This window comes from Paenibacillus sp. TY11 (assembly GCF_059772165.1).
Genome location: NZ_JCBAIQ010000001.1, coordinates 410,316 through 431,296, shown reverse-complemented (window position 1 = coordinate 431,296; position 20,981 = coordinate 410,316). Strand labels below are relative to the sequence as shown.

Genomic DNA, 20,981 nt, shown 5'->3' with positions numbered 1-20,981 from the left:
AGAAAAGAGATTCGGACGTCTAGACGTCTTGAGAGGGATGAATTATGAACTGGTATCTTCGCTCACTCGGCACACGCAAAATTGTGGAATTCATCGTGCTTGTCATTTTCGTCATTTTTTTCCTAGGGCCTCTGACCAATCTTCTCCTTTTGGCGGTTTCGGGAAAATGGCAGTATCCTGCACCGCTCCCGCAGAGCTTGTCACTGGAATGGTGGAAGTTTGTACTTACCCAGGATGATGTACTCAGCTCGATTTCTCTATCCTTCCTGATTGCGATTACCGTTACGGTCTGCTCCATTATCGTATGTATTCCTGCTGCTTATGCCTTCGCACGAATTTCTTTCCCGCTCAGTAAGTGGTTTCTTTTCTCATTCCTGCTTACGCATGCTTTTCCGAAAATGGGTTTGTATGTGTCCATTGCCGTACTATTCTACCAATTTGGGTTGATGAACACCTTTGCAGGCATTGTGCTTATCCATATGGTAAACACGCTCATGTATATGACCTGGATTCCTTCCTCTGCCTTCCGCAGCGTACATCGTGCACAGGAGGAGTCAGCGCGGGATGCTGGAGCCGGACCATTTCGGGTGTTTTGGAAAATCACCTTTCCTATGGCGCTGCCCGGCATTGTGGTTGCCTCCATCTTTACCTTTCTTGCTTCACTGGATGAAGCACAGGGAACACTTCTTGTCGGAACGCCGGACTATAAAACAATGCCAGTCATCATGTATTCCATCATTGCTGATTATCCGAGCACAACGGGTGCTGTTTTCTCAGTCATTCTTACTCTGCCAACGATCATTCTGCTATTGGCAGCCAAGCGTTTTGTAAGTGCGGATGTACTGGCAGGCGGATTTCAGGTGAAATAACGTAACTGGTCAAAAGAGGAGTTTGCAAAATCCTGAAAAAGGAGTCTAAGCTAATGCCCATTCAATTATCCATTCAAGAGTTAACCAAGCGCTTCAAGACAGGAGACGGAGTCAAAGGCATTTCACTTGACGTGATGAAGGGAGAACTGGTGACACTGCTGGGACCTTCAGGCTGTGGTAAAACAACTGTGCTTCGCTCCATTGGCGGCTTTTTGGACCCGGACAGTGGCGACATTCAGATTCAGGGTAAAAGCGTACTCAAGCTGCCGCCCGAAAAGCGTCCGACGGCTATGGTGTTCCAAAGTTATAATTTGTGGCCGCATATGACCGTGTATGACAACCTGGCTTTCGGGTTGAAGATTCGAAAGGTGAAGAAGACAGAAATTGACCGTCAGGTGAAGGAAGCGCTAGCGCTGGTTCGGCTAGAGAGCGCAGATCGTAAAACGCCGGGACAGCTCTCGGGCGGTCAGCAGCAGCGGGTAGCACTCGCTCGGGCTTTGCTGCTAAAGCCTGATGTATTGCTGCTGGACGAGCCTTTTTCCGCGCTTGATGCCAAATTGCGCATGGAGATGAGAGAGGAGCTGCGCGATATCCAGACCCAGACAGGAATGACGATGGTGTTCGTCACCCATGATCAGGAGGAGGCGCTGTCCATTTCCGACCGAATCGTCGTTATGAATGCGGGCCGGATTGAGCAGCTCTCTTCACCGCAGGAGATTTATGACAAGCCACAGTCACTTTTTGTAGCGGGTTTTATTGGCCGTATCAATTTATTAAAGGGGGTGAGCACAGGTCGCAGTGTCTCTGTGAGCGGAATACCGTTTGCACAAGAGCATGAATACACAGGTGAATCCATGGTTGGTGTAAGACCAGAGGATATTGTTCTGACGTCGGAAGAAAATGGCTCTCTAGCCGGAACGATCAGACAAGTGATGATTCTTGGGCATTATGCGGAAGTTTCGCTGGATAGCGGTACCCATCATCTGAAAATGTTTGTGCCGCGTGAACGAGCGGCCGAGCTGCGTAGTGGAGAGCACATCAGATTCAGCTTCAGTAAAATTGTTACTTTTCCAGCAGCACAGTGAAGATTCACGATCAACCTCTATATCGCATCAATGTCCATCACGAACGCATCATCTGGTGATGCTGCGAACTTGTGCAACTATCTAAAGGAGGCAACAACGTGTTTGGGAAAAAGAATATGGGTCTGGTTTTGGCAGGGGTACTTAGTTTATCGTTGTTGGCTGGCTGTGGAAACGGTGGTAATGCCGCCACGGCTACAGGGGAAGCCAAGTCTACAAAAGTGGGAGCCGCTACGGGAACGACGGAAATTTCCTTGTATACTGGAGGGTCTCTGAACGTCAAAGAGCTGTGGGAAACGTTAATCAAGGACTTTGAAGCTAAAAATGATCACGTTAAGGTCAAACTGGTGTATTTGCCAGCAGGGACCGGAGGCGCATCTACACTGGATCGTCTGATCGCAGCCAAGAAAAGCGGACAAACCGATACAGATATCGACCTGTACGAAGGCAGTCTGGATGACATCACTAAAGGGGTAGGCGAGAAACTGTGGGAAACGGTGGACGCTGCCAAGGTTCCAAATTTGAAGAATGTGGATGAAACGTATCTCAAGCAAGTCAACAATCAGGCCATTCCATACCGTGCCTCTTCGGTTGTCCTTGCCTATAACAGTGCAAAAGTAGCGACACCTCCGAAAACAGCCGACGAGCTGTACACATGGATTCGCCAGCATCCGGGCAAGTTTGCCTATAACGATCCGTCCACAGGTGGATCAGGCAGCTCGTTTGTGAACACGGTTATCTATAATTTCCTTCCGCCAGAGGCGATGAACAGTGATGATCCGGCAAATATGAAAAAATGGGATCAAGGCTTCTCACTGCTCAAGGAACTGGGCACTTCAATGTACCAAAAAGGAGTCTATCCTAAGAAGAACCAAGGCACGCTTGATATTTTAGCAAGTGGAGAGGTAGACATGGTCCCAGCCTGGTCTGATATGGCGCTCGAACAACTGGCTAAAGGGCTGCTTCCAGACACGGTGAAGCTGACACAAATTGATCCTGCCTTTACAGGTGGACCTTCTTATCTGATGGTTCCTTCACTTTCCTCCAAAAAAGAAGCAACCCAGGAATTCTTGAATTATATACTGACGCCCGAAGCGCAAACGGTGGTTATTAATAAAATGTATGGCTATCCAGGGATTAAGTGGAATCTGATGCCAACGGAGCTGCAAGAGAAATTCAACAGTGTATCTTCTGGATACCGCAGCTTTAACAGCGGAGAGCTTCAGCAGGAAATCTACAAACGCTGGCAAAGTGAAGTAGCGGGCGGTTGATCATGAGTTCATTGTCTAAAAGGGGGATGCTGGGGCTTGCCCTGGTCATCCCGTCTTTTCTCATTTTGCTGGTCGTCGTTATTATTCCGATTCTCTATGCCGTGAAGGAAAGCTTGATTGATCAATATGGAACGGGCTACGGACTGGCCAACTATATTCGGCTGTTCACGGAACCTGCCATGCGTAGAAATATCATGTATACGATTAATGTCACGTTAGTCTCGACGGCCCTTACTCTGGTCATCAGCTATGCTTTGGCGATTTATCTGAGATTCGGCAAAGGAGTTATCGTGAAGTGGATAGGTCGGTTGTATTTTATTCCGATGTTTGTTCCCGGTGTAATTGCAACGTATGCGATCATTACGATGTATGGCAATCACGGTTGGGCTGCACGTCTTTTGCTGCCGCTCGGCATTGAGACGATTCCGAGGATTATTTATGACTACAAAGGGTTGGTGCTGGCTAATTTGTGGTTCAACATTCCGTTCGCAACCATGTTGCTCAGCTCGGCACTTGCCAGCATTCCAAATGCTGTCGTCGAAAGCGCCAGAGATGCCGGAGCCAGCACGATGCAGCTGTTTGGGCGCTTTATTTTACCCCTTTCCTACAAAACGATGTGGGTTGCGGTGACCTTCATTTTCATGGGAATCATGGGTAGCTTTACGGCTCCCTTCCTGATCGGTGCCAACTCGCCACAAGTGCTGGGTGTTGCGATGCAGCAGGTGTTTTCTAGCTATCAGGAGACGCATACGGCCAGTGCAATGGCAGTGTTTATGTTTTTACTGTGTTCTTTTATGGGCTACTTTTATATTCGGACAATGGTGAAGGATGCGGATGCCAGCTAGACCGCCGTTATACACTAAGGAGGTTACAGGGATGAACAGCCAAGCAGAGGTGCAAATTACCGGGTTTAGTGGGCGAGTATGGGAAAAGGATCTGCTGGATTGCGGTTATCGGATTGCCTTACACAAGGCGGAGGTTGAGCTCAGCCCGGGAAACGGGTTCCGGTTTAGGTTCTCCATGCCAGAAGACGGATACGCGGAGCTTGATCTGTTCGCCAGATCAGACAGTGACTGGGCTGCGACAGATCGAGAATCTGCCTTCGTACGCCTCTACCTGAATGAAGCCTATAATCAAGATGTCATTTTGTACTATGGCAGCAGTCAGGGAGTGTATACCCGTTTGTTAGGATATTTAAAAGAAGGCGATTATGAGGTCTATGCCGAATTTCGCGAACTGGAATCGGCTCCGCTTGTATCTCGAGCATGGATCGACGGGGTTGAACTACGCTGCGTGGCTGATTCCTCTCCAAGATCGCTGATTTATCGCCATACCCCGCTTTTATATGGCCGTAATCTGTCACATCCTTATGAGAATCGCTTTACGGATACACCGCTTGTTTTGTTCTATTCCGTGGAAGGGAATGAGGAGAAGACAGTCATTGAATACCAGATGATGTTCAGCCATGAAGATGAAGGAACGCCTGCGCCGCTGCTTATGAGCAAATGGGGAAGAACCACCGATATCGAATGGATGTACCGCGTCGAGCTGGATGCAAGGGGCAATGTTCTGGAAGCTGTTTTCCAGGGGGCACATCATATTACGACTGCGTTTAATGGCAATTATGATCTGGGCGGGCATCCTGTTCTCCAATCCGCAACAACCAACGGAAACTTTAAGGATGACATTTCATCGGACTATCGCTTTATGTTACCGCCTGCTTTCCAGTGGAAACCAGAGGAAGAGCCGCGTGAGGCCGTCATGAGCCGTTTTCCTTTTGCCTATCAGGTCACTGGGTGGGAGATGGAACGTCAGCAGGAGCTGGAAATGCCGTCACAAGCGTCTTCCATTACACTTGCACACCAGCGTAGCTATGTGTTTATCCAGACTTCAAAACGCCCCTTGCGGGATTCGGACAGAGAATTGTCTCCAGGGTTCAAGCCTGGCTTCAATCGGCGTGAGGAAGATGCCTGTGTCGATGTTCAGCTTCGCCTTCACGGCTCGGAGCAGTGGTATTCATCCTGCCATCATGATCTGAGACTCGGGGAATTTAGAGCCGCTTATGAGGGGGCAGAGTCACATTTTTCTACCACGATCAAGCTATCTGGAGAGGCTGTGCTTGAGGATATAGCTGAAATCAGAGCCGTATTGCTGGAAGGCGGTGCGGACAGCATGGAAGTGGCCGGACTGTGTGCTTTTACGTTAAACGAGGATAATCTGCCGCAGTTTCCGGGTATTCGTACAGACCGGGTAATTGAGCTGACGCGGCTTCAACCCGTGGGTGTTTTATGGACAGCCGACAAGGACGTGTCGGGTGATGAAGAACATCCTTTGAATGATATGGTGAAGCAAGTTGTGGATGAACCGTCCAGCCAGGATGAGCAGTCATGAGCAGGCTGCTGTATGTGGAGGGAACGGTCGACAGAACCTGCACCCAGAGCCATATTACGTACTCTTTCCATATTCCACAGCCGACTGAAACGATCCGTATTCACTTCTCTTACACGCCCAAGTTATTGAAAGATCAAGAGCAAGCACGAGAAATCATTGAGGAAAGCATGAGCAAGTACGGATACGACGAGCCGGGGCATTCATCCGATCTATGGAAGAAGTATGTACCGCTGCAAAATTTATTAACGCTGTCTGTCGATGATCCTCTCCGTCACCGGGGAAATGCACACCGTCCCGAGATGCAGCAGGAGCATTGGCTCGGTTCGTCTGCGGCCTCGCCGGGATTCCTCGCAGGAGATAATCCGGCGGGCATGTGGCGGATTACGGTCAGTCTGCATGCCGTTGTGACCGAGACGCTTGCCTACCAAATTCATGTATTGGGGGAGGAAGCGACATATGCTTAAATGGATTCCAGCTGAGCTTCACACCCATACGCTTCACAGCGACGGAAAGCAAACGTTGGAGGAGCTTGTTCAAAGCGCAGTGAATCTGGGGCTTGAATGCATCGCTATGACAGATCACAACACGCAATCGGCACTTGCGGATCAGGAACGGGTTCAGCGGCAGTTCGGTCTCCCGATCATTCCAGGGATGGAGTGGACGACCTTTTACGGGCATATGCTGACGCTTGGGGTTGATCGCTTTATCGACTGGCGTGTGCTGGGGCCAGATGACATTCATGAGGGGATTCGGCAGGTGCATGAGCAGGGAGGCATTGCAGGGATTGCCCATCCGTTCAGGATCGGAAGTCCGATCTGTACGGGGTGCTTTTGGGAGTACACGATTCAGGATTGGCATAAGGTGGATTATATAGAGGTCTGGTCAACGCTTATGCCATCTATTAAGCGGGATAGCCAGCGGGCGTTTGCCATGTGGACCGATTTGTTGAATCAAGGGTATCGCATCACTGCGGTAAGCGGTCGGGACTGGCATGTGTCTAAACCGAATGATGCACTTCCGGCTGTTACGTATCTGGGGGTTCATGATGAAGCAGAAGAGCGAGAAGGTTTAGCAGACCGGGCAGTTGAGGCGATTCGCCACGGTTCAGTGTCAGTTACGATGGGACCGTTACTGACGATGTGGGCACAGATTAAGGACAGAGAACATCGTTATCACATCGGCGAATGTATGGAGCTGACTGTAAAGGATTCACTATCAGTGACGGTTCAATTGGATGTGGAAGCAAGAGCATCCCATTACAACCTTGAGCCTCAGAATCTTCGTCTTCTGCTGACAAGTAGTCATGGAATATGCTCCGAGATTCAGATCCCTGCTCACACAGGAGAATATACGCTGTCATTGCAAGATCCGCTAGGTAAGGGCTGGATACGAGCAGAGCTTTACGGCTGCATGGAAGACTGCGTGATGATGATTGCTTTTACGAATCCGATTTATATGGCTTAACACAATAGAAAGGCTGGGCTTCGGACGGTGTCAACAAAACAAGAGAACATAAAGCAGCGTATAGAAGAATATATGAAGGTTAATCAAATGGGTCCGGGGGATCGGCTGCCGTCGGAAACTGCACTTTCCCAATCGTTTCGTGTCTCGCGTACGACGCTACGGGGAGCTATTCGTCAACTGGAATCGGAAGGTAAGCTACTAGTAAAACACGGGAGTGGCACATTTGCGACTTGCCCGCTGCCGAGTATTCCAAGCTCGCTGGACCGCCTGTACAGCATCGGGGACATGATTCGTTCGGCAGGATTACGGGAAGACGAGCAGCTGGAATCCATTCAGAGAATATCGGTTTGTCCTCCTGATATCGCCGAACAGATGAGATTTTCCGAGAATGAGCCCATGATTGCTCTAGAGCGTACACGCACAGCCAACGGAGAGGCTGTAGCCCACTCTATAAACTGGATGCCAGAGAAATTAGCCGGACCCATTTTGGAAGATGACTCTTTTTCAGGCTCGCTTTTTCAGAGTCTTGAGTTCAAGGCCGGGGTGCGAATCGTCGGAGCGTATTCCGAGCTTACTGTTCCAAACTATGACGACGCACATATGACACGTCTGCTGAAGCATCCGCAGGCTACGGTATTACTATTGAAGCAGCTCCACTATGATGAAATGAACAGGCAGGTGCTGTATTCTCTGGATTATGTCCGCAGTGACATTTTCCGTTTCTGGGTGCGTCGTACGCGCTGATTCAATCAGAATGTGGCATCTCCTATTGAATTGTGCTAGTTTTACATATTCCATGGGTTAAAAATCGTCATATCTCGTCAATACTGATCTATATGCACTTCATGATGATACACACATGGCAGGATGCGTATAAGGAGGTAACGGGATATGAGGTGGCTTGGATGGCTGCTCAAAAAAGGAATGACGGTCGTGTTGGTTAGCGCACTAACGCTGGCAGTGACAGGTGTAGTCGTTAATGCTTATGTTCAATCGCTGCTGCGGCAGTTTAACATTCAGCTTGATCATCAGCCCATATGGGGATTAGGTTGGCTAAAAGGCAGTGCGGGTACGGACCAAGGCACAGACACGGGGAAGAACAAGACGACAGGAAGTGGCTCGGGAAGTGTAACACCGCCTGATGATGCTTTGCCTGTTATGGGACAGGGATTAGAAGAAAATGAGGGCGGAGCTGGTGGGGCATCCAATGGTAAGGGATCTCAGGAGGGTTCCACATCGGCGGGAACATCAGGTAACGAGTCACGGGAGCAGGCAGAAGGTACAGCTACACCTGAAACGAGTATTGAAGGCCAAGATTTGGTCATTACGCCCGACCATTTAACGGAGAAGAAGAACAATTTACCGGCGGCGCAGAAGCAGGAGATTTTTGCGATTCTGATGAATAAGCTGCCGCCGGAGGAGATGCAGAAAATATCAGCCGCGATGGAAGGCGGTCTTACCGAGCAGGAGCTTCAGGATATTCAGCAGGTGCTTGCGAAGTATTTGACCAAAGAGGAATATAACAAATTGATGGGTATGCTTAAATAATCAACGATGAATTCATGGGCAATGCTTATGCTCAAAACAGGACTGTAGAATCCGCGCCGGGCGCGGATTTTTTTGCGTGTCAGGAAGAAACTGGAGTGTAGTTGAATTCTTTGTAAAAGCTATGTTAAAGTAAACAGTGTTGTGAAAAGGTTAAATTTTTGAAACCTTTTACGCAACTATGCAATGATAAATAGCGACTAATATCATAGATACTTGTGAATACAGGCTAGATTCATAGTGTGAAAGACCAATAACGAACGCATTTATATAGAGATAAGATATGCCGAAAAGGAGAGAATCATGGAGGTTTTGAAGGAGAAGCATTCACCAGACAGCAGGAATGCAGATTCAAGCGTTGCGGATAAGCCTGCTGTAGAAGCTGGGAAAATAGCAAAGTGGTGGAGCGGACGGAGAAAATGGTTGAGCTGGACGGCAGGCGGTGTGGTGATTGCAGGCAGTCTTATTTTTGCGAGTAATCAGTATGTCGGAGCTAACACAGTTCCTTATTATAAAGTGTATGTAAAAGGCGTCGAGGTAGGAAATATCTTGAATGAACAACAACTTAAACAGCTGTACGCCACGAAGAGCAAACAGTATAAGGACAAGTATCCCGGGGTGGACATGGTGCTCAATACGAGCGCTGTAACGACAGACACTGAGAAGGCATACAAAGCGGATATCGACAGCGCAGCCACGCTGAAGAAGCTGGACGGTATGCTGACCGCGTATGCCAAAGGGGTAGAAGTGAAGGTCAACGGACAGACGGTTGGCATTGTAAAGGATAAAGCGACTGCACAGGCGGCTTTAAAGCAAGTGCAGAAGAAGTACACACCTGTAGGTGAGGGTACGGCTAAAGGCATCAAGGGGCTGGTTCGCAAAACATCCGTGGGCAGCAGTCATGCGAGTGCCAGTAGTAAAACCCCTAAAGCATGGCTGGAGTCTGCCAGTATTCGTGAGAAGATTTCATACGAACCTGTAAAAGCAGACCCGAACAAGGTGCTGACAGAGGCCGAAGCGGTTAAAGCGCTGACTGAGGCGCGTGAGGCACCCATAACGTACACGGTACAGGAAGGCGACTCCTTATCGTCGATCGCGAATAAATTTAATATGACCGCTTGGGAGATTAAGCAGAACAATCCCGGCTCGCGTGAGCTGTATCTGCAAATCGGGGATGAATTGAAGCTCACTGCTCCGAAGGCTCCGGTCACGGTACGAACGGTAGAGAAGGTCGTTGAGCAGATTGCCATCGAGCCTGAGGTTGAGATTCGCCAGAGCGATGAATTGAAGGCAGGAGTTACCAAAGTGGTCAGACCGGGACAAGCAGGTCTTAAAGAGATGGACTATCGTTTGACCAAGGAGAATGGTGAGGTCGTGCAGGAGGAATGGCTCGGTCAAAAGGTGCTGCAGCCGTCTGTTACCGAGGTGGTTCTGAGAGGAACGAAGGTCGTGGGAGAAGGCTCAGGACAGTTCGCTTGGCCGGTGTCCGGCGCAACAATGTCGAGTAGTTTTGGCGCACGTTGGGGGCGTATGCATGAGGGTGTCGATTTGGTCGGCAGTCCTGACATTCACGCATCGGATGAAGGCGTAGTCACATTTGCAGGTCAGCAGAATGGATACGGCAATGTCATTATGATTGATCATCGCAATGGCTATCAAACGGTGTACGGGCATTTGAGTAGCATTGGCGTTCATGTAGGACAGGTCGTTCAACAAGGCGAGTCGATCGGGGTTATGGGGAATACTGGACGCTCGACAGGAACGCATCTGCATTTTGAAATTCGTAAAGACAATACGCCACGTAATCCAATGACGTATTTAAGATAGATGGGTTGTTTATAACGATGGGTTATTGATGATTCATGAAGATCAAGGGGAAAGGCCATGTTTTTCTGCATGCTTAACAATAGGTGCAGGCATGGTTTTTTTCTGCGTAAAGAAAAGGGTCTGGAGAAGTAATGGAATGGCGCATAGGTATGATAGAATAGAATAAGCATCTTATGGGTACTGACAAACGAAAGTTATTATAGATTATGATCCGTGAGAAGAGGTGAGCGCTGTATGCAGGGAACGATTCTTGTAGTGGATGATGAACAGCCTATCGCTGATATTTTGAAATTTAATTTGGAAAAAGAGGGCTACCAGGTGATTTGCGCCTTCGATGGAATCAGCGCGGTGGATATCGCGGTCAAACAACAGCCTGACCTGATTCTGCTGGACCTAATGCTGCCGGGCATGGACGGCATGGACGTATGTCGCGAGGTGCGAGGGCATCAGCTCCAGACGCCGATTATTATGTTGACTGCCAAGGACGGCGAAATCGACAAAGTGCTGGGGCTGGAGCTGGGTGCGGACGATTATGTGACGAAGCCGTTCAGCACACGGGAATTGCTGGCACGGGTGAAGGCACAGATGCGCAGACAACAACGCGGCGGGGCAGGCACATCGGAAAGCCGACCGCAGGAGGATAAGCAGGGGCTGCGCGTGGGCGACCTCTTTTTTGATACGGATATGTATACAGCTTACAAAAACGGAACACCGCTGGACCTGACGCACCGCGAGTATGAGCTATTGTACTATATGGCGAAGAATGCCGGAAAAGTCATGACCCGCGAGCATTTGCTTCAGGCGGTGTGGGGGTTCGAATACTATGGGGATGTGCGGACGGTGGATGTGACGATTCGGCGGCTGCGTGAGAAGATTGAGGAAAACCCGAGCAAGCCGGAGACCATCCTGACACGCCGTGGCCTCGGATATATCGTTAGCGGGGGCAAAGGTGGCCTGCGGGCATGAGATGGCTGTCTTTTTTTCGCACCATTCATGCAAAGCTGATCATTATCTATGTGCTGCTAATCTTAGTGGCAATGCAACTGATTGGAGTCTATTTTGTCAGCTCGATGAAGAACTCTCTGACGAGTAATTTCACGCAGGATTTGCAAGCACGGGCGGAGATGCTGTCCGTGCTGGCGGAGCAGGATCTGAGTGGCAGTGACGGCAAAATGGAAGAAGACAGCGTGGAAAGCCTGCGTGCACGCGTGAATAATTTGTTTGATTTCAGCGGCGCGGAAATTCAGGTGCTGGATGCCAGTGGCAAAGTATTAATTACTTCTCAGGGCTCACACGCCGATTATGTCGGACGTAAAAATACGCAGACGGTGGTTAGTCGCGCACTCCAAGGAATCCGTGATAACGAGGAGTATATGGTGGACGAGGATAACGTCCGCAAGAAGGTCGTCGCCAAGCCCGTCATCAGCCAAGGCAAGATTGTCGGCGCGGTGTACATCGCCGCTTCGATGACCGAGCTCTACGATACGATGAAACGCATTAACAATGTGTTTCTCTCAGGTATGCTCATTGCGCTCGCGTTGACGGCTGTGCTGGGCGTGGTGTTGGCCCACACGATTACGCACCCGATCAAAGTGATGACGCGTCATGCAACGGAGGTCGCTGAGGGCAAGTTTGACCAGCAGATGCCGGTGTTTGGTGATGATGAGATCGGCAGGCTCAGCGTAGCCTTTAACTATATGACAGGCCGTCTGCGTGAAGCGCTGTCGCAAAATGAAGAGGAGAAGGAGAAGCTCTCCTCTATTTTGACCAATATGAGCGACGGTGTGGTCGCTACAGATGACAATGGCCGGGTTATTCTGGTCAACCGTCGGGCCAGCGCCATGCTGGGCGTGAACGAGAACGAAATGACCGGCAGACATATCGCGGTACTGCTGGGGATCGACCCGGAGGAAACCGAGGCCCTGTATAGCGGCTCTTCGGCTTCCACACTCTTGCAGCTGGAGCCATCCGGCCAGGATGAACCCATCGTCATCCGCGTGACATTCACGCCGATTCATCGGCGGGAATTTGGCATTACGGGAACGATTGCCGTGCTCCAGGACGTGACGGAGCAGGAGGAGATGGAGACGACACGGCGGGAATTCGTAGCGAATGTATCGCATGAGCTGCGCACTCCATTGACGACGATCCGCAGCTATGCTGAAGCACTGGATGACGGCGCGATGGCTGAACCGCAGCTCGCGGAGCGTTTCGTGGGCGTGATCCGCAACGAGACGGAGCGTATGATCCGGCTGGTTACGGATTTGCTGCATCTGTCGCGGCTCGATTCCAATGAGGCGCCTTTGCGGATGCAGCCTGCGGATGTGATGGAGATGCTGGACGAAGTCGCAGATCGGTTTTCTTTTCAAATGAAGCAAAAGCACATTCACTCAGGGATGTTCATAGAGCAGGGGATCGGTAAGGTCGTGATCGACCGGGATCAAATAGAGCAGGTGTTGGATAACGTGATGTCCAATGCGTTGAAATATACGCCGGAGGGCGGTAGTATTCGGATCGAAGCACGCCGCAACAGTGAGGGGATGCTGTCCATTTCGGTACAGGACACCGGAATTGGTATTCCGAAAAAAGATCTGGACCGGATTTTTGAACGGTTTTATCGTGTAGACAAGGCGAGATCACGCAATATGGGCGGCACGGGACTGGGGCTGTCGATTGCCCGGGAAATTGTAAAGGCGCATGGAGGCCAGATTTTTCTGGAGTCTGAATACGGTCAGGGAACCTGCACGACCTTTACGCTACCCATGTCGGGTGAAGGGAGGGAAGCACAGTGAAGGAACGTTTGAAGTCCTGGACGCTTATTTTGCTGGTGGCTTCCAGCCTGGTACAGACTTATTTTTTGATCTACCGCCTTCCGGGCAGTGATTCTGTGCTCACTTCAGAAACGAACTATGTTAAAACCGAAAGCATGGGGCAGGAGAAAAAGATTGAAAACCTCGTATTCCCCGATAAAATGCTAATTCACCAAGGTGAAAAGAAACATACCGTTTTTTATCCGGGTGTTGCTTTTTACGATTTAATTTATACACGGCTGGAAAGCCGGAGCTTTAACAATTTTCAACGTCGGAGTATCCAATCGGCGGACTGGGCGCGGATTCGCAGCGAAAATGAAGGCATCGAATTATCTTTTTCAGGCGGGGTCCCGGTTTCATTACTGGAGCGGGTCATGCGTCTGACGCCGGATTCGGTGTTTCAGGGAGAGACGATTAACCGCATCTGGATCTATATAGACGAAAAGAATGCCAAGCCACACGCGCTCTTTTTCAGTGCCAGAGGCGATGTGGTGTATGAGGCGAACCAGTTCGATATGACGGTAGAGGATATCCGGCAGCATGTGAATTTCGGTAAAAATGCCCCGTTGTACGAGTTGGTGGATAATCAGTACTACATTCCCGTGAATGACCTGGAGACTGTACAGCCTGTGGTATATGCCGGGTTGTTTACGACGGAGCAAATGCAGCGGAATTTGTTTTTCGATCCTGGAATTACGCGTAATATTCAGGAAAAGGACGGCTCCCAAATTTATACGGACAGCAAGCGTAGTCTGCAAATCAAGCAGGAGCAACGATGGATGAGCTATACCGATCCCAGTGCGCCGGGGGCGGATGGAAGCAGCCCGATTAGGGATGTGTTGGCCGCAGTTGATTTTGTAAATCAGCATGGCGGTTGGGATGCTTCGTATCAGCTGAAATTGAGAAGCAGCGATGAACATCGCACGACTGTGATGTTCCAGCAGTATTACGGTGCTTATCCGGTGCTGGATACACCATCGTTCCGCTTTGGTACGATTTCGCTGCAAATCCAGCAGGAAACGGCATCCGTCTATGACCGTTCGTTGCTGTATCTTAAGGGCGGGGAGCAATCCTCGAAGAAGGTTATGCTGCCAGGCGGCGAGACCTTGAAGAAGCAACTGAAGACTGTAGGCAAAGGGAAGACGATTCGAGGTCTGACTCCTGTATATCAGCCGGAACTGACCAATGATGGATTGAAGCTTGTTCCTGAGTGGCGCGTTACGCTCAGCGACGGTTCTGTTGCAGAGATTCATGCTGTTCCTGTAACGACAGCATCGAATACAACACAAACGCAGCCAGACCAGGGGACAAAGAGGTGACAGGAAGGGGGAACGGGAATGGATTGGAGCCGCGCGAAAAACGTACTGATCTGTACATTTTTGCTGCTCAATGTAGTGCTGGGACGCCAGTTGTGGAATGATGCGCAGGAAACGGCAGGGCCGAATCTGGATTTTACTTCATTGGATGAAAATACGCAGCGTTTAATGGAAGAGAAAAGCATTCAGGTGTTGGCTCCGATTCCCGGGGATACCCCGCAGCTGCCCAAGCTTTCTTACACATATGTTCATAGTGGAGAAAAGGATGATCGTGTGCAGCTAGTGAAGCCGGTAGACAGCAAACTGGTATTCACCCATGACGCGCTAGTTGAGGCATTGGAGCCGCAAATCAAGGATATCGACAACTACCAGTATGATCCACTGGATGTTCAGGAGGAGTTAGCATCCGGACAGGCAGATGCTTTTGTGCTACACCCGTTGGTACAGGGCAAGTGGCCGCTATTTAATGTGAAGCTGGCTCTGTTTTACAGCAATCAGAAGATTACAGGGTATCGCAAAATTAAGGTGGATCTTCAGCCTTCGGATGAGGCGAAGAAAATGCTGCCTGCGTCCAAGGCATTGGCAAGGCTGATCGACGGCTATTTGCCGCGTGATTCGATTGTGAAGGATATCAGGCTCGGTTATTACGGACAGACCTTTAACTCCGATAGCCAGGTGGCTGCCCCCGTATGGCGGTTTATGCTGGACAACGGGAAAGGTGTGTATTATGTGCAGATGAACGGAGATGTCATTAGTCCAAAGAAAGAACATACAGAAGGGTCTTGAACAGATATGGGGATTTCATTTACCGTGCTGTCGAGCGGTTCGACCGGCAACGCTACCGTTGTGCGGAACGAAGACACGACATTGCTCATCGACGCAGGTCTCAGCGCGAAGCGTATTGACGAATTGCTGAAAGAACGCGATCTGAGCGGAGAAGAGTTGGATGGTATTTTGGTCACGCATGAGCATTCCGATCATGTTAAAGGACTAGGCGCCATGGCGCGTAAATATAATTTACCTATATATGCCAATGAGAAGACATGGTTTGCCATCAGCAATGCTGTTGGACAAATTGCAGATGATAACCGCAGAATATTGGAGACTGGCGCGACGCGGGAATTTGAGTCATTGCGCGTGGAGTCTTTTGGTATATCCCATGATGCGGCTGAGCCCGTAGGGTATAGCTTTTATGATGGGGCAGAGAAGCTCAGTGTAGCGACTGATCTCGGCTATGTCAGCGACAAGGTGAAACAGGCGATATCAGACGCGGACGTATTGGTGCTGGAGTCTAATCATGATGTGGAAATGCTGCGTATGGGTCGTTATCCGTGGAACATCAAGCGCCGTATTCTCAGCGATATCGGTCACTTATCCAATGAGATGGCGGGCGCGATTCTTAGCGAGCTGTTAACAGGACGGACGAAGCGAACGTATTTGGCACATTTGAGCCGCGACCACAATATGATGGAGCTTGCGAAGCTGACTGTACGCGGGGCGATGGAAGACCGCGGCTGTTTTTACAAGGACAGTGAGTTTCGATTGTGCGATACGTATTATGATCGTCCTACACCTTGGGATAAGGTAAGTGAGCCATAAAGCTGTCCAGCTCGGCGGCTTTGCGTTCTACCTCTTCACGGGTCACTACGCCTTTGTCCACCAGTAGTTCAATCAATGTACTTAGCGCCAGTGTATTGCGGTAATGCTCGTCTTTCAAATCCGCAAGCTTGGCAGCCATGCGAACTTCATCCATAGCTGAACGATGTGAATTCATCATATATTCCTCCTGTAAAAATATTTTTGAAATGGCGTGCAATGAGCTTGGTTCTGCCTGTGGTTTTGCTGGGTGCTGTGATACAATAAAGCTAACAACAGAAAGCTTTCTGAAGGAAGGCTCTGATTGAAAATTATAGGCAGCTTTAAGCGAACGGGAACAGGCCAGAACGTCTCTATGAGACGATCATTTTGTAATAGAATAGAAGACTTGTTACTATTGTAGTCCATTGGTTTGGAAATCATTCCTCTTTTTTCCTCTATTCGGTGTCAGATTCGGCGTGTATGCTAATTTATAAGATTCGGTTGCTTAGGAAGGCGCCATTTGTGGTGATTAATAAGTAGGCCGGAACGATTGGTTGCTGGATTCCGATGATAGGGGATATTCAATCCATTTGAGATGTTCAACGGAGCAGGTTCTCTGTAGCATAGGTTGGCGCAAGCCCGAATAGCCCTAATTTTTTAGTGAGTGTCGGTGCATGACAACGAAGGGGAGAGGATTAGCATGGGCTTGTTTGATGACGATTTTTATTCAACGAAGGTATCCACACGTGCGGCTAAAAAAACGGCATTTAAGGCGCACCGTGGAGGACGGGGACGTTGGCCGCACAGGAACCGCAGAGTAAGCCCGGTGCAGGCTGCTGTCATTAGCGGTGCGGTCAGTGCAGTGGTTGCCGTGCTGCTGTTCAGCTTTATTACAGGTCTGCCCTCCACTACAGCGGTAACCGGAGCCAGTCACTATCCCTTGCGGCAAGCAGCGGGTGATCCGTATGACCGGATTGTGCAGGCGGCTGCCAAGGTGCGCCCAGCCGTCGTCAGCATCGTAAACCTGAAAGGGGAAGACGGTAACAGCACGGAACAATCAGCGCTTGGATCGGGTGTCATTTTCCGAGTCAGTTCAGGCAAAGCCTTCATTATGACGAACAACCATGTGATCGAAGGATCGGATGATCTGGATATTGTAACGGTGGACGGTGTCAGAAAAGAGGCAAAGCTGGTCGGAAAGGATCGCATTAGTGATATCGCTGTGCTGGCAGTTGACGATAAAGGCATTAGCACGGTAGCGGATATCGGCGACTCCAGCAAACTTCGTCTAGGCGAGACTGTCATTGCTATTGGCAACCCGCTCGGCTTGGGAGACACACTTACCTCTGGTATTGTGAGCTATACGAATCGAATCATTCCGATTTCCATTAATCAGGATGGCGTATATGACTGGGAGCAGCATGTGATCCAGACCGATGCGGCGATTAATGAGGGAAACAGCGGCGGAGCGCTGGTCGATTTGGATGGACGTGTGATTGGCATCAATACAATGAAAATCGCCGATACGGGTGTTGAAGGACTTGGCTTCGCCATTCCCGCCAATGAGGTGATGAAGACGGTGAATGAACTGGTTGAGGACGGCAAGATCACCCGCCCTTATCTGGGGGTATACACGGTGGACCTCAATAATGAATATGCACCGCTGGATGAAACTCAGCGCAAGGAGCTCAAGTTGCCTGACAGCGTGAAGAATGGGGCAGTCGTTTTGGAGGCCCATGGTCCTGCCAAGGAGGCTGGCTTGAAGCTGAATGATGTCATTACAGCGTTTGATAGTGAACCGATTAACTCTACGCTTGATTTGCGTCGCTACTTGTACGATAACAAGAAGATTGGCGATGAGCTGAAAGTTACCTTTTACCGGGCAGGCAAGGAAGAATCGGTGACGTTAGAATTAACGGATAAGCCGGAAGGCTAAGATTTTAACAATAGGCTTAACTATAAAAAAAAGGCGTTCTCCGGATCAGTTCCGGGAACGCCTTTTCGCTCTTGTGCTGCGTCTCAGATTAAGATGTCGTTCCTGTTACACGGGTTCCGCTCTTGGTGATTTTGTATGTCACCACATCGCCGCTCCAAAAATGGAATTTCAGCGTGACTTCACCATCTTTTACACTATTAAAAAATTCAGGCAGCAGCTTGATGCCATTGGTATCATAGGCAGGAGCAAAAGTATTGCCAAACTCTTTATAGGGTGTCCAATCCTGTGGACCGGCATTGCCACCATGGGTATAAACGGCTTCCATTGTGGCAAGCTGGCTGCCGCGGAAGTTCGTTGGAATGGTAAAGGCTTGTGTAGTCCCCTCGACAGCACTTAATTTCGGTGTATCATACACGACTACTTTGAAATTCCAGTCAGCCCCCTTGTTGAACTTGGCGGTAATCACTGCATGCTCACCATATTTATCGAAAGTAGTTAGACTGGTGAGCAAGCTGGCTTTCAAGGTTAATGTGTCTCCGCTCAGCGTATAGTCGGTGCCCTGTTTCAGTTGCTTGCTGTTAACACTGAGTGTGTTCAACTGGTTGCCGTTCAGGTTTAAAGTGACCTTGGCGTCCTGAACAGGAGTGCCTTTCTTCAAGTGAATGAGGTCACTGGCTGCATTGGAAGAACGTCCTTTCAGGCTGGCCTTAATGACATTAAAGAGTTCAGGATCAGACCACTTGTACGTTGTGCGGTTAAAATGCTGGCCGTTATCCCAGAGCATGCCTGTTATTTTCTTCTCTTTCATATAATAGGTCAGAAATTCAAAGAATTTCAGCTTTTCACCTTGTTCAATCACACCTGTATTTTTATCGAAGCCGAGCAGGCCGTATTCACCGACAATAACCGGGATGCCCTTGGCTACAAAGGTGTTATAGACGTTATCAAAGGTTTGAACAATATCGTTTTTGGTATCTTTCTCAAATGTAGTATATCCGGCAATATTCACACTGAAAGGCCAGAAGCCATAATAGTGAACGGTTGCAATCAGGTTGGGATCGTTCAGCCCAGTAATCGTGTTGTAAAGCTCGCTGATTCTAGCTTGGGCAGGCGAAGTTTCTACGCCGGGCAGAACAAGTGGACGAGTGGCATTTTTACCACCAGAGGCACGGACGATTTTGTGGAAGGATACATTCAGCTCATGCAGCATTCGGTTCATTTTCGCTTCATCAGTCGTTCCCCCTTCGGAGAAACGGGGTTCGTTAATACTTTCGAACATCAGCTTGTTAGGTTGATCTTTAAAGCGCTGGGCAATTTGTGTCCATAATGCGTTATAACGAGCCAGCACTTCATCATGTTTGGGCTCCATACTGCTTACCCACATCCATGAATCATGATGGACATTGATCATGACGTACAGATTGGCATCCAGGGCCCAGCGAACAACCTCATCCACACGGTTCATGTAGGCAGAGTCAACGGTATAATTCGGTGCTGCTCCGATGTGTTTATCCCAGGTAACGGGAATCCGAATACTTTTGTATCCTTGGGCAGCAATTTGCTGGATCAACGCCTGGGTAATGCGCGGATTGCCCCAGGCTGTCTCATCCGCCCCGACAGCATCCAGAGAATTTCCTAAATTCCATCCGGGCTGCATGGCTTCCACATACGATTGCATGCTGCTTGCAGCCGCAGTTTGCGGTGCTTGACCGTCAGATTCGGCAGCAGCGGCAACGGATGCGAACGTAGATAACAATAGGGTGATGGCAAGCGTCAACGACAGCAATGAAACGGGTCTTTGTTTTAACATAACAGGCCCCTTTACAAAGTTATTTTTGAAAGCGCTTTCCAATAAAACACTACCATACTTTTTGAATATGGAATACCTGTATAATTAATGTAAAAATCATGTGTTAATTAGATATTTTAATTTTGTAAGCGTTATTATTGAAAAAATACAGAAATGAGTGTAGAATCTATGGCCCTACGTGGATTGTAGTATAGCATCGGATTCGTAAACCAGGATTTTGCAAAATCCTCAAATACAAAAGAAAGAAGGAGATGAATATGAATAAGTGGGACACGGAAGAGGCGATTCGGCGCTGGAATATGCATGCGGGGAACTTTACAGCCAGGTACACAGAAGAAGGAGATCGCTCCCGTGAGGTGCTGTTAAACCCTGCATTGCAACAATGTATAGGCGCTCTTGCAGGCAAAAAAGTGCTGGATGCCGGGTGTGGCGAAGGTTATCTGAGCCGGAAAATGGTCAAGGCGGGTGCGTTGGTGGAAGCTGTCGATTATTCGACGGAGATGCTGAAGCTTGCAAGAGAGCGAACGCCATCGACATTGGGAATTACATACCACCATGGCAATCTGGAGAAGCTGGAGATGTTCGGAGACCAGAGCTTTGATCTGATCGTGTCCAATATGGTCATACAAGACCTGGCCCATTATGAGCAGGCGATTGCCGAAATGCGTCGGTTATTAGTTCCGGGGGGCAACTTTATTTTTTCTATTCTGCATCCGTGCTTTCAGACGCCGCAGAGTGGTTGGGTGAAGGACGAGGCAGGGAAAAAGCTGCATTGGAAAGTGGATCAATATTTCAACGAAGGTCCCTTGGAGCAGGATATGCCTTATGATCAGGAGGAAAAGTTTTTGTACTTTCATCGCACGCTGGGCAGCTATGTACAGACCATTGTGGGAGCCGGCCTGTTGTTGGAAGGTATGATCGAACCCAAGCCATCCGCTGAAATACTGGAGCAATATCCCGATTACCGCGAGGACCTGAACGTCAGTAATTTTCTCATTTTTAAAACCAAACGTCAGGGATAGGGGGCTGGCTCTTTCCTTTCCGCGTCAAGTGTGGTAGAACAAAAGAAGGCAGTTTTGACA

The 20,981-nt window shown here is 49.3% G+C and carries 18 protein-coding genes and 1 pseudogene; 17 read left to right on the top strand and 2 right to left on the bottom strand.

Annotated features, from left to right (window positions below; translation table 11 throughout):
• The first annotated feature begins 44 nt into the window (after nt 1–44).
• The 15 genes and pseudogenes from AC6EJC_RS01870 to AC6EJC_RS01800 all read left to right on the top strand — a co-directional run bounded on the left by AC6EJC_RS01870 (nt 45) and on the right by AC6EJC_RS01800 (nt 16,174).
• On the top strand, nt 45–869 hold the full coding sequence (locus AC6EJC_RS01870) for an ABC transporter permease (RefSeq protein WP_023991134.1): 825 nt from the start codon (nt 45–47) through the stop codon (nt 867–869).
• A gap of 53 nt (nt 870–922) precedes the next feature.
• On the top strand, nt 923–1,954 hold the full coding sequence (locus AC6EJC_RS01865) for an ABC transporter ATP-binding protein (RefSeq protein WP_103049717.1): 1,032 nt from the start codon (nt 923–925) through the stop codon (nt 1,952–1,954).
• Nucleotides 1,955–2,052: 98 nt separating this feature from the next.
• Nucleotides 2,053–3,222, top strand: a complete 1,170-nt coding sequence (locus AC6EJC_RS01860) for an extracellular solute-binding protein (protein ID WP_444952477.1) — start codon at nt 2,053–2,055, stop codon at nt 3,220–3,222.
• Nucleotides 3,223–3,224: 2 nt separating this feature from the next.
• Nucleotides 3,225–4,067 (top strand): ABC transporter permease, encoded by an 843-nt coding sequence (locus tag AC6EJC_RS01855; RefSeq protein WP_103049719.1) that lies wholly within the window; start codon nt 3,225–3,227, stop codon nt 4,065–4,067.
• A gap of 31 nt (nt 4,068–4,098) precedes the next feature.
• Nucleotides 4,099–5,613, top strand: coding sequence for a hypothetical protein (locus AC6EJC_RS01850; protein WP_444952476.1), 1,515 nt, complete (start codon nt 4,099–4,101; stop codon nt 5,611–5,613).
• Nucleotides 5,610–6,077, top strand: coding sequence for a hypothetical protein (locus tag AC6EJC_RS01845; RefSeq protein ID WP_444952475.1), 468 nt, complete (start codon nt 5,610–5,612; stop codon nt 6,075–6,077). The genes AC6EJC_RS01850 and AC6EJC_RS01845 overlap by 4 nt, the downstream gene beginning before the upstream one ends.
• Nucleotides 6,070–7,077, top strand: coding sequence for a CehA/McbA family metallohydrolase (locus AC6EJC_RS01840; RefSeq protein ID WP_444952474.1), 1,008 nt, complete (start codon nt 6,070–6,072; stop codon nt 7,075–7,077). Before AC6EJC_RS01845 ends, AC6EJC_RS01840 begins: the two co-directional genes overlap by 8 nt.
• Nucleotides 7,078–7,104: 27 nt before the next feature.
• A complete protein-coding gene (locus AC6EJC_RS01835) occupies nt 7,105–7,821 on the top strand; it encodes a GntR family transcriptional regulator (RefSeq protein ID WP_134902044.1) in 717 nt (238 codons plus the stop codon).
• Between the two features lie 147 nt (nt 7,822–7,968).
• The gene (locus AC6EJC_RS01830) at nt 7,969–8,625 is read left to right on the top strand and encodes a hypothetical protein (protein WP_444952473.1); all 657 of its coding nucleotides are present in this window, start codon (nt 7,969–7,971) and stop codon (nt 8,623–8,625) included.
• A 300-nt stretch (nt 8,626–8,925) separates the two neighbouring features.
• Nucleotides 8,926–10,449: a peptidoglycan DD-metalloendopeptidase family protein gene (locus AC6EJC_RS01825; protein WP_444952472.1), complete on the top strand. Its 1,524-nt coding sequence runs from the start codon at nt 8,926–8,928 to the stop codon at nt 10,447–10,449.
• Nucleotides 10,450–10,683: 234 nt separating this feature from the next.
• Nucleotides 10,684–11,415, top strand: a complete 732-nt coding sequence (yycF, locus tag AC6EJC_RS01820) for a response regulator YycF (protein WP_254349776.1) — start codon at nt 10,684–10,686, stop codon at nt 11,413–11,415.
• A pseudogene (gene walK / locus AC6EJC_RS01815) lies at nt 11,412–13,172 on the top strand (cell wall metabolism sensor histidine kinase WalK); the annotation flags it as partial. The gene yycF and the pseudogene walK, both read left to right, overlap by 4 nt.
• Nucleotides 13,173–13,237: 65 nt before the next feature.
• On the top strand, nt 13,238–14,578 hold the full coding sequence (locus AC6EJC_RS01810; protein WP_444952471.1) for a YycH family regulatory protein: 1,341 nt from the start codon (nt 13,238–13,240) through the stop codon (nt 14,576–14,578).
• An 18-nt stretch (nt 14,579–14,596) separates the two neighbouring features.
• Nucleotides 14,597–15,361, top strand: a complete 765-nt coding sequence (gene yycI / locus AC6EJC_RS01805; protein ID WP_444952470.1) for a two-component system regulatory protein YycI — start codon at nt 14,597–14,599, stop codon at nt 15,359–15,361.
• Nucleotides 15,362–15,367: 6 nt separating this feature from the next.
• Nucleotides 15,368–16,174, top strand: coding sequence for an MBL fold metallo-hydrolase (locus AC6EJC_RS01800; protein ID WP_023991120.1), 807 nt, complete (start codon nt 15,368–15,370; stop codon nt 16,172–16,174).
• On the opposite strand, the gene AC6EJC_RS01795 is transcribed toward AC6EJC_RS01800, so the two are convergent.
• The gene (locus AC6EJC_RS01795) at nt 16,143–16,349 is read right to left on the bottom strand and encodes a hypothetical protein (RefSeq protein WP_025723164.1); all 207 of its coding nucleotides are present in this window, start codon (nt 16,347–16,349) and stop codon (nt 16,143–16,145) included. The two genes, AC6EJC_RS01800 and AC6EJC_RS01795, sit on opposite strands and share 32 nt — an antisense overlap.
• A 504-nt stretch (nt 16,350–16,853) precedes the next feature.
• On the opposite strand from AC6EJC_RS01795, the gene AC6EJC_RS01790 reads away from it, so the two are divergent.
• A complete protein-coding gene (locus AC6EJC_RS01790) occupies nt 16,854–18,089 on the top strand; it encodes a S1C family serine protease (RefSeq protein WP_444952469.1) in 1,236 nt (411 codons plus the stop codon).
• Nucleotides 18,090–18,177: 88 nt separating this feature from the next.
• On the opposite strand, the gene AC6EJC_RS01785 is transcribed toward AC6EJC_RS01790, so the two are convergent.
• Nucleotides 18,178–19,899 (bottom strand): cellulase family glycosylhydrolase, encoded by a 1,722-nt coding sequence (locus AC6EJC_RS01785; RefSeq protein WP_444952468.1) that lies wholly within the window; start codon nt 19,897–19,899, stop codon nt 18,178–18,180.
• A gap of 257 nt (nt 19,900–20,156) precedes the next feature.
• Here AC6EJC_RS01785 and AC6EJC_RS01780 point away from each other — a divergent pair, with 257 nt between their 5' ends.
• Nucleotides 20,157–20,921: a class I SAM-dependent methyltransferase gene (locus AC6EJC_RS01780; protein WP_444952467.1), complete on the top strand. Its 765-nt coding sequence runs from the start codon at nt 20,157–20,159 to the stop codon at nt 20,919–20,921.
• The last annotated feature ends 60 nt before the right edge of the window (nt 20,922–20,981 follow it).